At 54.0% G+C, this 14,232-nt stretch carries 11 protein-coding genes and 1 pseudogene; 3 read left to right on the top strand and 9 right to left on the bottom strand.

Going from position 1 to position 14,232, the window contains the following annotated elements:
• From AX755_RS06325 to guaB, 5 genes and pseudogenes are all read right to left on the bottom strand, one after another.
• Positions 1-1,153, bottom strand: a 1,153-nt coding sequence (locus tag AX755_RS06325) for an ATP-binding protein (RefSeq protein ID WP_231883350.1), incomplete at its 3' end; no start/stop codon positions are given.
• Between the two features lie 41 nt (positions 1,154-1,194).
• On the bottom strand, positions 1,195-2,271 hold the full coding sequence (locus AX755_RS06320) for an SIR2 family protein (protein WP_021241837.1): 1,077 nt from the start codon (positions 2,269-2,271) through the stop codon (positions 1,195-1,197).
• Between the two features lie 368 nt (positions 2,272-2,639).
• Positions 2,640-2,888, bottom strand: a pseudogene (locus tag AX755_RS25730) (Arm DNA-binding domain-containing protein); the annotation flags it as partial.
• Between the two features lie 359 nt (positions 2,889-3,247).
• A complete protein-coding gene (guaA, locus tag AX755_RS06310; protein ID WP_013098264.1) occupies positions 3,248-4,825 on the bottom strand; it encodes a glutamine-hydrolyzing GMP synthase in 1,578 nt (525 codons plus the stop codon).
• Between the two features lie 67 nt (positions 4,826-4,892).
• Positions 4,893-6,359, bottom strand: coding sequence for an IMP dehydrogenase (gene guaB / locus AX755_RS06305; protein ID WP_013098265.1), 1,467 nt, complete (start codon positions 6,357-6,359; stop codon positions 4,893-4,895).
• Between the two features lie 159 nt (positions 6,360-6,518).
• Here guaB and xseA point away from each other — a divergent pair, with 159 nt between their 5' ends.
• Positions 6,519-7,892 (top strand): exodeoxyribonuclease VII large subunit, encoded by a 1,374-nt coding sequence (xseA, locus tag AX755_RS06300; RefSeq protein WP_062856474.1) that lies wholly within the window; start codon positions 6,519-6,521, stop codon positions 7,890-7,892.
• Here the strand turns inward: xseA and AX755_RS06295 are convergent, their stop codons facing one another.
• Entirely contained in the window at positions 7,893-9,026 is a 1,134-nt protein-coding gene (locus AX755_RS06295; RefSeq protein ID WP_062856473.1) for an MFS transporter, read from the bottom strand.
• Between the two features lie 162 nt (positions 9,027-9,188).
• Between AX755_RS06295 and AX755_RS06290 the strand changes: the two genes are divergently transcribed.
• Complete coding sequence (locus AX755_RS06290; RefSeq protein ID WP_062856472.1) at positions 9,189-10,208, top strand: M4 family metallopeptidase; 1,020 nt, start codon at positions 9,189-9,191, stop codon at positions 10,206-10,208.
• On the top strand, positions 10,209-10,559 hold the full coding sequence (locus tag AX755_RS06285) for a protealysin inhibitor emfourin (RefSeq protein WP_062856471.1): 351 nt from the start codon (positions 10,209-10,211) through the stop codon (positions 10,557-10,559).
• Here the strand turns inward: AX755_RS06285 and AX755_RS06280 are convergent.
• The 3 genes from AX755_RS06280 to der all read right to left on the bottom strand — a co-directional run bounded on the left by AX755_RS06280 (position 10,556) and on the right by der (position 14,146).
• Positions 10,556-10,777: a zinc ribbon domain-containing protein gene (locus AX755_RS06280; RefSeq protein ID WP_023620378.1), complete on the bottom strand. Its 222-nt coding sequence runs from the start codon at positions 10,775-10,777 to the stop codon at positions 10,556-10,558. The genes AX755_RS06285 and AX755_RS06280 overlap by 4 nt on opposite strands.
• Positions 10,778-10,829: 52 nt before the next feature.
• Positions 10,830-12,374: a peptide MFS transporter gene (locus AX755_RS06275; protein WP_013098271.1), complete on the bottom strand. Its 1,545-nt coding sequence runs from the start codon at positions 12,372-12,374 to the stop codon at positions 10,830-10,832.
• Between the two features lie 296 nt (positions 12,375-12,670).
• Positions 12,671-14,146, bottom strand: coding sequence for a ribosome biogenesis GTPase Der (der, locus tag AX755_RS06270; RefSeq protein WP_029882245.1), 1,476 nt, complete (start codon positions 14,144-14,146; stop codon positions 12,671-12,673).
• Between the last annotated feature and the right edge of the window lie 86 nt (positions 14,147-14,232).

Raw genomic sequence — 14,232 nt, 5'->3', positions numbered from 1 at the left:
TCTTTTTTTCATTATGGCACCTGTGTTGTTCTGAGGTGAGCATATCACCTCTGTTCAGGTGGCCAAATTCAGTAAACCACTTCAATTCCTTGGGAGATTGATACATGAAGGCATAACGTCGATCATTCATTTTTGTCCTCAACCGAATGAGGAATCGAGAGAGTTTGCCGTTCAACGGACCTTTTTCAGTCTTAGGCTGCCCCTTCTTCGCCCCAGTGACGTATTCTTCCCCAGTTGGAATAACTTCTTCATTTTTCTTATCAAGGGATTCAACCAAGTCATCTAATTTGTAAGGTACTGGCGTATCGACTGTAAAACCTTCAAGTAATTCATGTTTGCCAAGCGCCGCTATGGCAGCACGCTTCATCTCTACCACGGAATCCATAAGGGCCAGAGCCTGATTAGGTGCATTATCTCCCGAACGATCAACAAATACCGATTGCATCTCATCATAGGTCAGCAACCAGAACGGCAGAAAAATTGCACCATCCCCCTTCGCCTTAATATCGCTAATGCCCGCGATACGATAATGGGAAGCGAACTTCATACTGGAATATTCGCCATGTAAGTCAAGAACAACAATATTGGCGTGAGCTAGCTGCGCAGACTGTTCAAGTATGGAAGCAACTGTAAAAGATTTCCCTGAACCGGTGCTCCCCAATAACGCCGCATGACGTTGAAAAAGTTTATCACCGTCAATATAAGCACTAGCTTTGCCATCTAAAGTATAAGTACCCACTTTGAGCGGCGCGACTGCATCAGCTTTAGATGACGCGCTTAATATACCCATAAAATCTTCGAGTGACTTTTCCTCAATAGGGAACACTGACCTATTAATCTCTGGCAATATAAATACTGCACGCGTAAATATATCCTTTCGCAGGCCATCACGAGAACGATAAGTTCCTACCAAACTTATAGAAATTCCATTTTCTTCTTGCGGCACTGCTGACAAATCAATTATTTCATCTACTTCTGGAAACGAAGGCAACTCTACTGGATGTCGCCAAACTCTTTCGATAATTCCAATTAACCATTCATCTCCTACAGATTGAATAGCTACTAATCTTCCAACTCGTGCTTTCTGTAAACGCTGGCCGTCAGTCACTCGCACAGTTATTCTTGAGGTTTCAACACTGCGAACTTCGCCCAAGGATTGCTCTTCTGAAAAATTAAAAAATACTCATCGCGCTCTCACTCCAGAAATTTTTTGAGGAAATCGTCAAGTTGCCAAAGAGGCTCGGACACTCTGAACTGCTCACCATTCCAATGACAAATAGCTCCATCACCATCCTTAAACAAAGCGATCACGTGAGGATGTTCACCGAGCAACCGATCAATGCTGGAGGTTGAATCACGAGTGACTATGATTGCAGGCATTCCAGCCGCCAAACGGTGTTTGATAACGCCTTGTAAATGATCATCGTTGAACCCGAAACCTATACACAGGAGAGCTTGAGCCTCCGCAAGTACCTGATTCATCTCAGTACGCATTGCGTCAAATAGGGTGTTGACTAATGCGTCTTGGTACTTCGAAGGGCCCGGCACAACAATAGCTCGCTCAGCAACAGATACGTCATTTAGTACTTCAATTGGTCCATCTTTTGTTGTCAACCAACTGATAGAACCGTGCGGTTTGTATAATCGCACCGTTTTACATAGACGGTGATCGACCTGCTGTTGGCGCTTCTCGGCTACTAACACTCGGCTGTATTGAGTTTGAAAAAGCGGATGAGGTCGCGGCCTACGCCGTCGAAACCCCATAAATCCAGTGTCTAACGGCAACTCTGCCAGGTCGCAAAAGAGCTCTAGCAGGGTATCGTAATTTGTCGTGATGACATGAATACTTTCCGCATTCTGAGGAGATCCTAAAAATAGACGCTTCAGAAGGCGTGAGGGGGCATGGTGGTCCGCTATTTTTTCGACAAGAATTTGCGCCTCTGCCGCTATTGCTTTATCAAGAATTAGCTTCGCTGTTTCCCCACGGATTGCCGACAAAATCTCATCCCACCCCGCCATTCCAAGTGGAATATTATTTAAGCCTGTCTCCAAATTCTCCTTTATCGCATTAATTGATTGGGTCCAAGCATTCCGTGCCGAATCCGTCGCGAGTGCGCCATAAACGTTATTAGCCAGATGCTCAGCCAACGCCCCCATCCCTGGCAGGCCATAACCACATGAGAACCCCGACCCAATAAGTAAAACAGGTGTTTTGCGGAAAACCCCTTGTATATTTGCAAAAAAATCCTCTGGTAGCTCGACTGCCGTCATACCCACCTACTTCAACAGCCCTCGAAGTGCGGAGGCACTTCGAGCAGCGAAGGTTAATTACAGAAAATCCTTATCCGCACTATAAGCGTCGTGCATCTGCAACAGCAAGAATCTGAACGGACAGAATCCCCCCAACAAATTGTCATTACTGCATATTCATCATACACGCAGCAATTAATAAAAAAGACAGCTTATTGCACAAAGATAAATTGCAAATGGGCCATACCAACAACTGTGAGAAATGACTCGTTTCGGTGCCCGTGGCTCCTTCGTCTCGGCAGCGACTGTCAGACTCGCAGAGCAAGCTGCCGTCGGGCCGCAGGCGAGGAATGGGGCTGAGGTGGAGACCCTAGCCACTTTTCTCCTCAGTCGCCAAAGTTTTCAGCGTCCTCAACGCGGGCTTTGTCCAGTGTCTTCTCTTCGGCTGGAGATTTCCCTGAGGCGATCATCTTCTTGGCTTCGCCCAGTCGTTCGCGGACTTCCACTAGCATGATCTCTCCGACACCGTAGCGGCCGAAAGTGATTGTCTCCTACCTGCCATGGTTAGAGTAGTTGTAGCGGACTGAAATCGAACCCACTGGCGTGATGGCAACGTAGAGGCCGTCACGGTCATTCACTTTTCAGAGTTTGTCCTTTGGCTTGAGGTTGCGCAGCTTAGTATCAGTCAGCATGGTCGGGTTGAGTTTCCTCTCAAAAATATCATGCTCAAAAACCCTCGCATTTCCCATAAAAAAATTACAGAACAATGCATTATATGAATTCAATACTATGACCACCCCATCAGGAGCAACATGGTATCGAGTGTTGAACATGGCATCAGGTTCAAATCGTACCATCTACTATTCCATAGAAACGAGGTGCTTGATGATGTGATAATTTGCGAGACAGTGCTACGTCAATAACGAAAAAGCCCGCAAATACGCGGGCTTAATGGTGTATTAATGCTCTTGGGTGCCTGTCTATGCCAGACGCGAAATCATTCCCACTCAATCGTAGCCGGTGGCTTACCGCTGATGTCATACACCACGCGGGAAATACCGTTCACTTCGTTGATGATGCGGTTAGACACACGGCCTAAGAAGTCATACGGCAGGTGCGCCCAGTGCGCGGTCATGAAGTCGATGGTTTCCACCGCACGCAGGGAAACAACCCAGTCGTACTTACGGCCATCGCCCATAACGCCGACGGAGCGAACTGGCAGGAACACGGTGAACGCCTGGCTCACTTTGTTATACAGGTCAGCTTTGTGCAGCTCTTCGATGAAGATAGCATCCGCGCGACGCAGCAGGTCGCAGTACTCTTTCTTCACTTCGCCCAGCACACGCACGCCCAGACCCGGACCCGGGAACGGGTGACGGTAGAGCATATCGTACGGCAGACCCAATTCCAGACCGATCTTACGCACTTCGTCTTTGAACAGCTCACGCAGCGGTTCAACCAGACCCATCTTCATCTCTTTCGGCAGGCCGCCCACGTTGTGGTGAGATTTGATGACGTGTGCTTTACCGGTTGCGGATGCCGCAGACTCGATCACGTCAGGGTAGATTGTGCCCTGTGCCAGCCACTTCACGTCTTCCAGCTTCAGCGCTTCTTCGTCGAACACTTCCACGAAGACGCGGCCGATGATCTTACGTTTGGCTTCCGGATCGTTGACACCGGCCAGCGCGTCCAGGAAGCGCTGTTCGCCTTCCACGTGAACGATGTTCAGACCGAAGTGGTCACCAAACATGTCCATGACCTGCTGGGCTTCATTCAGACGCAGCAGACCGTTGTCCACGAATACGCAGGTCAGGTTTTTACCGATAGCGCGGTGCAGCAGCATCGCGGTTACGGAGGAGTCAACGCCACCGGACAGGCCGAGAATGACTTTGTCATCGCCAACCTGCTGACGGATACGCTCAACGGCATCGTCGATGATTTTAGCCGGGGTCCACAGCGCTTCACACTGGCAGATATCGCGCACGAAGCGCTCCAGCATGCGCATACCCTGGCGGGTGTGGGTCACTTCCGGGTGGAACTGCACGCCGTAGAAGCGTTTCTCTTCGTTCGCCATAATCGCGAACGGGCAGCTTTCGGTGCTGGCAACGGTCACGAAGTCGGACGGGATAGCGGTCACTTTATCGCCGTGGCTCATCCACACGTCCAGCAGCGGTTTGCCGTCTGCGGTCAGGGAGTCTTCGATACCGCGCACCAGCGCGCTGTCGTTCACCACTTCAACCTGTGCGTAGCCAAACTCACGCTCGTTGGAGCCTTCTACGTGGCCGCCCAGCTGCATTGCCATGGTCTGCATACCGTAGCAGACGCCGAATACCGGCACGCCCGCTTCGAACACATACTGCGGCGCACGCGGGCTGTTCTCTTCGGTGGTGCTTTCCGGGCCGCCGGACAGAATAATGCCGCTTGGATTGAATTCGCGAATCTGTGCTTCCGTGACATCCCACGCCCACAGTTCACAGTAAACGCCCAGCTCACGCACGCGACGCGCCACCAGCTGAGTGTACTGAGAACCAAAGTCCAGGATGAGAATGCGATGTTTATGAATGTTTTCCGTCATTGACGCTAATTCCGAGGCAAGTGAAACAAAAACAGAGCGCCCGGCATGAGCCGGGCGCGGAAACTTATCAGGAGCCCAGACGGTAGTTCGGGGACTCTTTGGTGATCGTCACGTCGTGAACGTGGCTCTCCTGGATACCCGCACCGCTGATGCGTACGAATTCCGCTTTAGTACGCAGCAGGTCAATGGTACCACAGCCGGTCAGACCCATACAGGAGCGCAGGCCGCCCATCTGCTGGTGAATGATCTCTTTCAGACGGCCTTTATAGGCAACGCGGCCTTCGATACCTTCCGGCACCAGTTTGTCAGCGGCATTATCGGTCTGGAAGTAACGGTCAGAAGAACCTTTGGACATCGCGCCCAGAGAGCCCATACCGCGGTAAGATTTGTAAGAACGGCCCTGGTAGAGTTCGATTTCACCCGGGGATTCTTCAGTCCCTGCCAGCATGGAGCCAACCATCACCGCGGAAGCACCTGCGGCGATCGCCTTAGCGATGTCGCCAGAGAAGCGGATACCGCCGTCTGCGATGACCGGAATACCGGTGCCTTCCAGCGCTTCAACCGCGTCAGAAACCGCAGTGATCTGTGGAACACCTACACCGGTCACGATACGGGTTGTACAGATGGAGCCAGGGCCGATACCCACTTTCACCGCGCTGCAACCTGCATCAGCCAGCGCGCGAGCACCTGCGCCCGTCGCCACGTTACCGCCGATGATCTGCAGATCAGGATATTTCGCACGGGTGTCGCGAATACGTTGCAGAACGCCTTCGGAGTGGCCGTGGGAGGAGTCAATCAGCAGCACGTCAACGCCTGCGGCAACCAGCGCATCAACACGCTCTTCGTTACCGGCACCTGCGCCAACCGCAGCGCCTACGCGCAGACGGCCATGCTCGTCTTTACAGGCGTTAGGTTTACGTTCTGCTTTCTGGAAGTCTTTAACGGTGATCATACCGCGCAGGTGGAAGTTCGCATCCACAACCAGCGCTTTCTCAACGCGTTTTTCGTGCATTTTTGCGAAGACGACATCACGCGCTTCACCTTCACGCACGGTCACCAGACGCTCTTTTGGCGTCATATATACGCTAACCGGCTGGTTCAGGTCGGTCACGAAACGCACGTCACGGCCGGTGATGATACCCACCAGCTCGTTCTCTTCGGTCACCACCGGGTAACCGGCAAAGCCGTTACGTTCGGTCAGGGCTTTCACTTCGTGCAGGGTGGTGGTTGGCAGAACGGTCTGTGGATCGGATACGATGCCGGATTCATGCTTCTTCACGCGGCGAACTTCTTCAGCCTGACGCTCGATAGACATGTTTTTGTGAATAAAGCCAATGCCACCTTCCTGTGCCAGGGCAATAGCCAGGCGCGCTTCAGTCACGGTGTCCATTGCCGCAGAGAGCATAGGAATGTTCAGGCGAATGGTTTTCGTCAACTGCGTGCTGAGATCGGCAGTATTCGGCAGAACGGTGGAGTGAGCGGGAACGAGGAGGACGTCGTCAAACGTCAGTGCTTCTTTAGCGATACGTAGCATGGGCAATATCTCTGACCTGGGTGGTTAAATATTGCCGTGGCATTATACAGAGCGTAACCGATTGCATCCACACTTTTTTATAAAAAAACCTTGCACTCCCCTCTCAGCAGGTTACTATCGACTGAATAACTTGCTGATTTAGAATTTGATCCCGCTCACATGTTATCCTCTCAATCCCCCTCAATTTATACTGTCAGCCGCCTGAATCAGACGGTGCGTTTGCTGCTTGAGCATGAAATGGGGCAGGTCTGGATCAGCGGTGAGATCTCTAACTTCACGCAGCCCGCTTCCGGCCACTGGTACTTTACTTTAAAAGACGACACTGCCCAGGTGCGCTGCGCCATGTTCCGCAACAGCAACCGCCGCGTGACGTTTCGTCCTCAGCATGGCCAGCAGGTGCTGGTGCGCGCCAATATCACATTGTATGAACCGCGCGGCGACTACCAGATTATCGTCGAGAGCATGCAACCTGCGGGCGAAGGCTTACTCCAGCAGAAGTATGAACAGCTTAAGGCTGCGCTTTCGCAAGAGGGGTTGTTCGACCAGCAGTATAAAAAGCCCCTGCCCTCACCAGCCCACTGCGTTGGGGTAATCACTTCGAAAACCGGTGCCGCGCTGCACGATATTTTGCACGTCCTCAAGCGTCGCGATCCTTCCCTGCCCGTTATCATCTACCCGACCGCTGTTCAGGGTGACGATGCACCAGGCCAGATTGTGCGTGCCATTGAGCTGGCGAACGTGCGTCAGGAGTGCGACGTATTAATCGTTGGGCGTGGCGGCGGCTCGCTGGAAGATTTGTGGAGCTTCAACGACGAGCGCGTGGCACGGGCGATTTTTGCGAGTGCTATTCCCATCGTGAGCGCGGTCGGGCATGAAACGGATGTGACGATAGCCGATTTCGTTGCGGATTTACGCGCACCTACGCCGTCTGCTGCGGCAGAAGTGGTGAGCCGCAATCAGCTGGAGCTGCTGCGTCAGATCCAGAACGGCCAGCAGCGCCTGGAGATGGCGATGGACTACTTCCTCGCTAACCGTACCCGCCGCTTTACCCAGCTTCATCACCGCCTGCAGCAGCAGCATCCACAGCTTCGCCTTGCGCGTCAGCAAACCGTGCTGGAGCGTCTGCGCCAGCGGATGAACTTCGCGCTGGATAATCAACTCAAGCGCGCGATGTCGCGTCAGCAGCGCGTGACGCAGCGCCTGAATCAGCAAAACCCGCAGCCGAAAATTTACCGCGCACAAACGCGCATTCAGCAGCTGGAGTATCGTCTGGCAGAAACTGTCCGGGCACGACTTAGCACCACCCGCGAACGCTTTGGCAATGCGGTGACCCATCTTGAAGCGGTTAGCCCACTTTCTACCCTGGCACGCGGCTATAGCGTTACCACCGCCACTGACGGCAAAGTGCTGAAGCAAACCAAACAGGTGAAAGCCGGAGACGTGCTGACCACCCGTCTGTCGGACGGCTGGGTGGAAAGCGAAGTGAAAGGCGTGATGCCGGTAAAAAAACCTCGCGCCCGTAAAAAGGCGTAATCAGCGATGGCTCTCTGGCGTGACGGCTAGCATCAGCCAGGACATGCCTGAAAAAATCGCCAGCGCAGCCACTGCGCTCGTTAACCCCAGAAGCAGGCCAAAAAGGATAGCCCCCACAACCTGCCCACCTGCCAGCATAAGAAAGGCCAGGCTGACTCCAGCCGCAGGTGAAGGATGTGCGATCTCTGCCCCCTTCACCAGCAATACCCCGGACAAAATCACATACCCCGCGCCGCTCATGGCCACTGCCGGAATAAGCCACCAGGAGAAACCGTGGCTTACTGTCAGAACCGCCAGAGAAATGGCCATGAAGATCTGGGATAAACGATAGACCCCCCGCATGCCGATACGCCTTGCCATACTTCCGGTAAATATGGCAACAATCCCCGCCCCGCCGCTTATCAGCCAGAGAATATTGGTCGCTGCGCTATCCAGCTCCGTGTGACGCATAAGTATTTCCGGGCCAAAGCTCCACCATGCGGCGCTGGCCATACCGCTGATAAAGGCAATCCCCAGCAGCCGAAACATGCCGGATTTGCGTACGATAGATAGCACCTTTGGCGTTGACTCACGGGATTTCGCCGCAGATGACGGCAGATACCGCCACAAAGCCGGCAGGCACAGCAGCGCCATAATGGCGAACACAACGCAGGCTGCCCGCCAGCCCCCGGGCATGAAAAACAGAACGGGCACCGAGAGAATGATCCCACCGCTCGTTCCGGCATTGATGGTGGTATTCACATGGAGCTGACGGTCGGAGGCGATCCTGTCATTAACCGCCCCGGCAAGGGCCGGTGAGGCCAGGCCGGAGCTCAGCCCGGCAATAAATAAACCTATCGCCAGCATCGTTGAATGTGCCGAAGTCGCGAGAATGAACAACCCCGCGGCGGCGGCGATGGCCGCCAGCAAGGCGGGCAAACGAGGCCCAACGCGCGCAATAAGGTATGAGGCCATAAATATCGACATGCAATACGCCGCATAACTACAGGAGGCTATAAACCCCGCCACCTGCGGGGTGAAAGGGATAGCCTGGCGGATATCAGGCAGCATCAGGCCCCACGAAAACCTTGCCATACCATAGGTCACCGCGATGATTGAAAACCCGGTTATGCTCAGCGAAGTCTGCCTGTTCATTACGCTCCTCTTAGTTAATGCCGTTTAAAAAACCTAAACGGTGGTGAAGCGTTGCGCCAGTTTTTAAGGAGACGAATTGTCCGACTTACAACCAGCACCGGTTTAATGTTTTACACTTAAGAAGATTCTTTTTTCGGCATTGCCAGAAAACAGGAGAGTTGCATGACCCGAATTCACAGCGTGATCCCCCCCTATATTCTTCGTCGTATTATCGAAAGCGGTTCAGAGCCGCAGCAGCGCTGCGCCCGCCAGACTTTAACCCATGTTCAGACGCTGATGGCCCACATGCCTGGCAAACCTGCCGCGCCGCACGTGAGCAAAGCCGGACAGCTGGAGCGTGATATCTACGATGCGAAACAGACCCAGGAGCTGCCGGGCACGCAGGTGCGCTATGAAGGCCAGCCGTCCAATGGGGATGTGGCCGTCGATGAAGCCTATGATTATTTAGGCATCACCCACGATTTCTTCTGGAAAGAATACGAGCGTGACTCGCTCGATAATAAAGGCCTGATCCTCACCGGCACCGTGCACTATGGCCGGGAATACCAGAACGCCTTCTGGAACGGTCAGCAGATGGTCTTTGGCGATGGCGACGGGGAAATATTTAACCGTTTTACCATTGCCATCGACGTTGTGGCGCACGAACTCAGCCATGGCGTTACCGAGACCGAAGCCGGGCTGATCTATTTTGAACAATCGGGTGCGCTGAATGAGTCCCTGTCGGACGTGTTTGGCTCGCTGGTTAAACAGTATCACCTGAAGCAAACCGCCGACCAGGCCGACTGGCTGATTGGCGAAGGTCTGCTGGCGAAAGGGATTAACGGCAAAGGGCTGCGCTCCATGTCGGAGCCGGGCACCGCCTATGACGATCCTCTGCTCGGTAAAGATCCGCAACCGGCGCACATGAAGGATTTTATCAAAACGCGTGAAGATAACGGCGGCGTCCACCTGAACTCAGGCATTCCCAACCGGGCGTTTTATCTGGCCGCAACGGCAATCGGCGGCTATGCCTGGGAAAAAGCGGGTTATGCCTGGTACGACACAGTTTGCGATCGCAATCTGCCACAAGATGCGGATTTTGATGCCTTCGCAAAACTGACGATAGCCCACGGCGAAAAGCGCTCGGGCAGCGACGTTGGGGCGGCGATAAGACAAGCCTGGGAACAGGTGGGAGTGCTGTAAATGCAGGTTCCGGAACTGACGGATGACGCCGTGGTTGAGCTGGCCCGGGAAGGCGGCGTCGCTTTTATTCCCAAGCTGAACGGCCAGCGTACCATCACGCTCTCATCTCTCAATGAGGCGCAGCGTCAGCGCGTGGTAAGTATTCTGGAGCAGGCCATTCCGCGTGGGCAACCGCCTGGTCAGACGTCGTCACCAGGCAGCGGTGACCAGCGTTATTTTCGTATCCAGATCTTCTGGACCCGGCACAACGAAGCACAGTATACCGATATTATTGTGCTGGTACCGGAGCAGGAAGCGCCCGAATCGCTGGTTGAACTCTGGCAGAAAGGTGAAGGCTGCGTGTGTGATTAAGCCCCGACAGGGACGAACTCCACGCGTTTTTTAGAGATCAGGCCGTGGCCGTTCTGGCAGAAATAGTCCACCGCACCGCAGGCCTTTAATACCTGGAGTGGCTGATGGCACTCCGGGCAGCGGGCTTCGAGCGCAATATCTTTATGACAGTGTTCGCAGTAAGCCACGCCGTTTTGCGGCTCCAGCTCGGTATGGCAGGTCGGACAGGCGATCGACATAGTAACTCCTTAAGCAGGTTGCCGGGGCGAAGCGGTCGCCCCGGCAGATCGATTATACCGCCTCAGTGGCAGGTTTCGTCCGGGCATTTTCCAGCATGCGGCGAACCGGCACAATGAGAACGATCAGTACCGCAGCACAAATCAGCAGCGCGATGGAGCAACGCGCGAAGAGATCCGGCAGCATATCCAGCTGGTCGGCCTTCACGTGGCCGCCAATCAGACCGGCAGCCAGGTTACCCAACGCACTTGCGCAGAACCACAGCCCCATCATCTGGCCGCGCATTCTTTCTGGTGCCAGCAGGGTCATGGTAGCCAGACCAATCGGGCTCAGACACAGCTCACCCAGCGTCAGCATCAAAATACTGCCTACCAGCCAGAACGGCGAAACGCCTGCCCCGCCGTTGCTCAGCACATTCTGCGCCGCCAGCATCATCAGGCCAAAGCCCGCCGCCGCACAGAGAATACCGATAACAAACTTGGTGATACTGCTAGGGCGAATGTTCATGGTGGCAAGCTTCGGCCACGCCCAGCTGAATACCGGTGCCAGCAGAATGATGAACAGGGCGTTGATCGACTGGAACCATACTGCCGGAATTTCGAAATCACCGATCATGCGATTGGTGTAGTCGTTGGCAAACAGGTTAAAGGAAGTCGGTTTCTGTTCAAACGCGGACCAGAAGAACGCAGCGGAAACCAGCAGGATAAAGCAGACCAGCAGTCTGGCGCGCTCTTTACGGGTCAGACCCGCGAAGATGAACAGATAAATAAAGTAGAGCGCAACGGATGCCGCAATCACATAGACCAGCATACTGGCCACCGCGACCGGGTTAATCACAATGACCCCCTGGGCGATCAACGTGACGAGAACCGCCACCCCAACCGCCAGCGCCAGCAGCCACGCGCCCACGCCGTTGCGTTTGACCACCGGGCTGTTCCAGGTGGAATCGAGGCCCACTTCGCTGTCGTAGCGCTTCATGGACGGGACAGCAAACACGCGGAAGATAATCAGCGCCACCAGCATCCCTATGCCGCCAATACCAAAGCCCCAGTGCCAGCCGTGGGTTTTAATCAACCAGCCGGAAATCAGCGGCGCAATGAACGAGCCCATGTTGATGCCCATATAGAACAGCGAGAATCCGCCGTCACGACGCGCATCGCCTTTTTTATACAGGGTGCCGACCATCACGGAGATACAGGTCTTGAACAGGCCCGATCCCAGCACAATAAACATCAGGCCGATAAAGAACAGGTTGTTCCCCATCACCGCCGAGAGCGCAATCGACAGGTGGCCGAGTGCAATCAGAATCGAACCGTACCACACGGCTCGCTGCTGGCCGAGCCAGTTATCGGCCAGCCAGCCACCCGGCAGCGCGGCCAGGTACATGGTACCGGCGAAGATACCGACAATCGCCGAGGCGTTTTCACGCGCCAGCCCCATGCCGCCGTCATAGACGGTGGCGGCCATAAAGAGGATCAGTAACGGACGAATGCCGTAAAACGAGAAACGCTCCCACATCTCGGTAAAGAACAGCGAACCGAGCGGATAAGGATGGCCGAAGAACGTTCGGCTTTCTTTTTGATTAACAGAGGATTGCATAATTCTCCCAAAAGGTATGTCGTTGTGCTGAAAGCACCGCGCGTACGCCGGCCAGTTACGTATCTGACCGATTTTTTACATGCGGCGAAAAATGAGTTAACCATTTGATAACCAGGCGCTAGTTTTGTCTAGTACCAGACCCTGGACTTTAAGATGAAAATTCGACGATTGTCTACTTTCTTAGATTTAAACATGGTTAAAAGCGAATAGTGATTGACATCACACAGGGAAGACAGGCGTTTTGTATGGGCGAAAAAAACCCGCGACAGGCGCGGGTTTTTGTAAGATCGCAAAGCTTATTTGCTTTTCTTAATGTGCTTAATCAAACGCTTACGCTTACGCATCTGGTTTGGCGTCAGGGTGTTGCGCTTGTTGGCAAACGGGTTATCCCCTTCCTTGAACTGGATACGGATAGGGGTGCCCATCACGTCCAGCGATTTACGGAAGTAGTTCATCAGATAACGCTTGTAGGAATCCGGCAGGTCTTTCACCTGGTTGCCGTGAATCACCACGATTGGCGGGTTATAACCACCGGCGTGGGCGTATTTGAGCTTCACGCGACGGCCACGCACCAGCGGCGGCTGATGGTCTTCTGCTGCCATGTTCATGATGCGGGTCAGCATAGCGGTGCTCTGACGACGGGTGGAGCTATCATACGCTTCACGCACAGAGTCGAACAGGTTACCCACACCGCTGCCGTGCAGCGCAGAGATAAAATGCACGCGAGCAAAATCGATGAAGCCCAGACGGAAGTCCAGCGTCTCTTTCACCTGCTCACGAACTTCATTGCTCAGGCCATCCCATTTGTTCACCACGATAACCAGTGAGCGCCCACTATTGAGGATAAAGCCCAGCAGCGACAAGTCCTGATCGGAGATACCTTCACGCGCGTCGATAACCAACAGCACAACGTTGGCATCTTCAATCGCCTGCAGGGTTTTGATGACGGAGAATTTTTCCACCACATCGGTGATTTTTCCGCGCTTACGCACGCCCGCGGTGTCGATGAGCACATACTCACGCTCATCACGCTCCATCGGGATGTAGATGCTGTCGCGGGTGGTGCCCGGCATGTCGTATACCACCACACGCTCTTCGCCCAGAATACGGTTAGTGAGCGTAGACTTACCTACGTTTGGACGCCCCACAATGGCCAGTTTAATCGGCAGATCCTGCGGGTTGAATGTCTCTTCAGGCTCTTCTTCTTCGCCTTCTTCACCGTCTTCGAACTGCGCCCAGTATGCCGCGTCTTCGTCCACCTCTTCCGGCGGGTTCACTTCGTCAACCCACGGCAGCAGAACGGTTTCCAGCAGGCTGGTTACGCCGCGGCCATGCGATGCGGCGATCGGGTAGATATCACCCAGACCTAAAGACCAGAAATCGGCGATCGCCTGATCGGCATCGATACCATCAGTTTTGTTCGCCACCAGGAAGGTCGGTTTTTCACGCGAACGCAGATGTTTAGCAATGGCGGAATCCGCAGGCATCAGGCCAGCACGGGCATCCACCATAAACAGCACCACATCTGCCTCTTCGATGGCCAGCAGAGACTGCTCCGCCATGCGGGTTTCAACGCCGTCTTCTGTCCCGTCGATACCACCGGTATCGATACAGATGAACTCGCGTCCTTCCACCTCTGCACGACCGTACTTACGGTCACGCGTCAGCCCCGGGAAATCCGCAACCAGCGCATCACGGGTGCGTGTTAAACGGTTAAAAAGAGTGGATTTTCCAACGTTAGGGCGCCCGACAAGCGCGACCACAGGTACCATGTTTGAAGCCTCATAAAATTCAAAATAACGTCGCTTTCGCAGCGTTTTTAAAAATGTCAAAACGGCTCCTGAGTGAACAGGAGCCG

Source organism: Enterobacter sp. SENG-6, assembly GCF_001605945.1.
GTDB lineage: Bacteria > Pseudomonadota > Gammaproteobacteria > Enterobacterales > Enterobacteriaceae > Enterobacter > Enterobacter cloacae.
The sequence above is the reverse complement of the archived record's forward strand: the minus strand, read 5'-3'. Positions and strand labels throughout refer to the sequence as shown.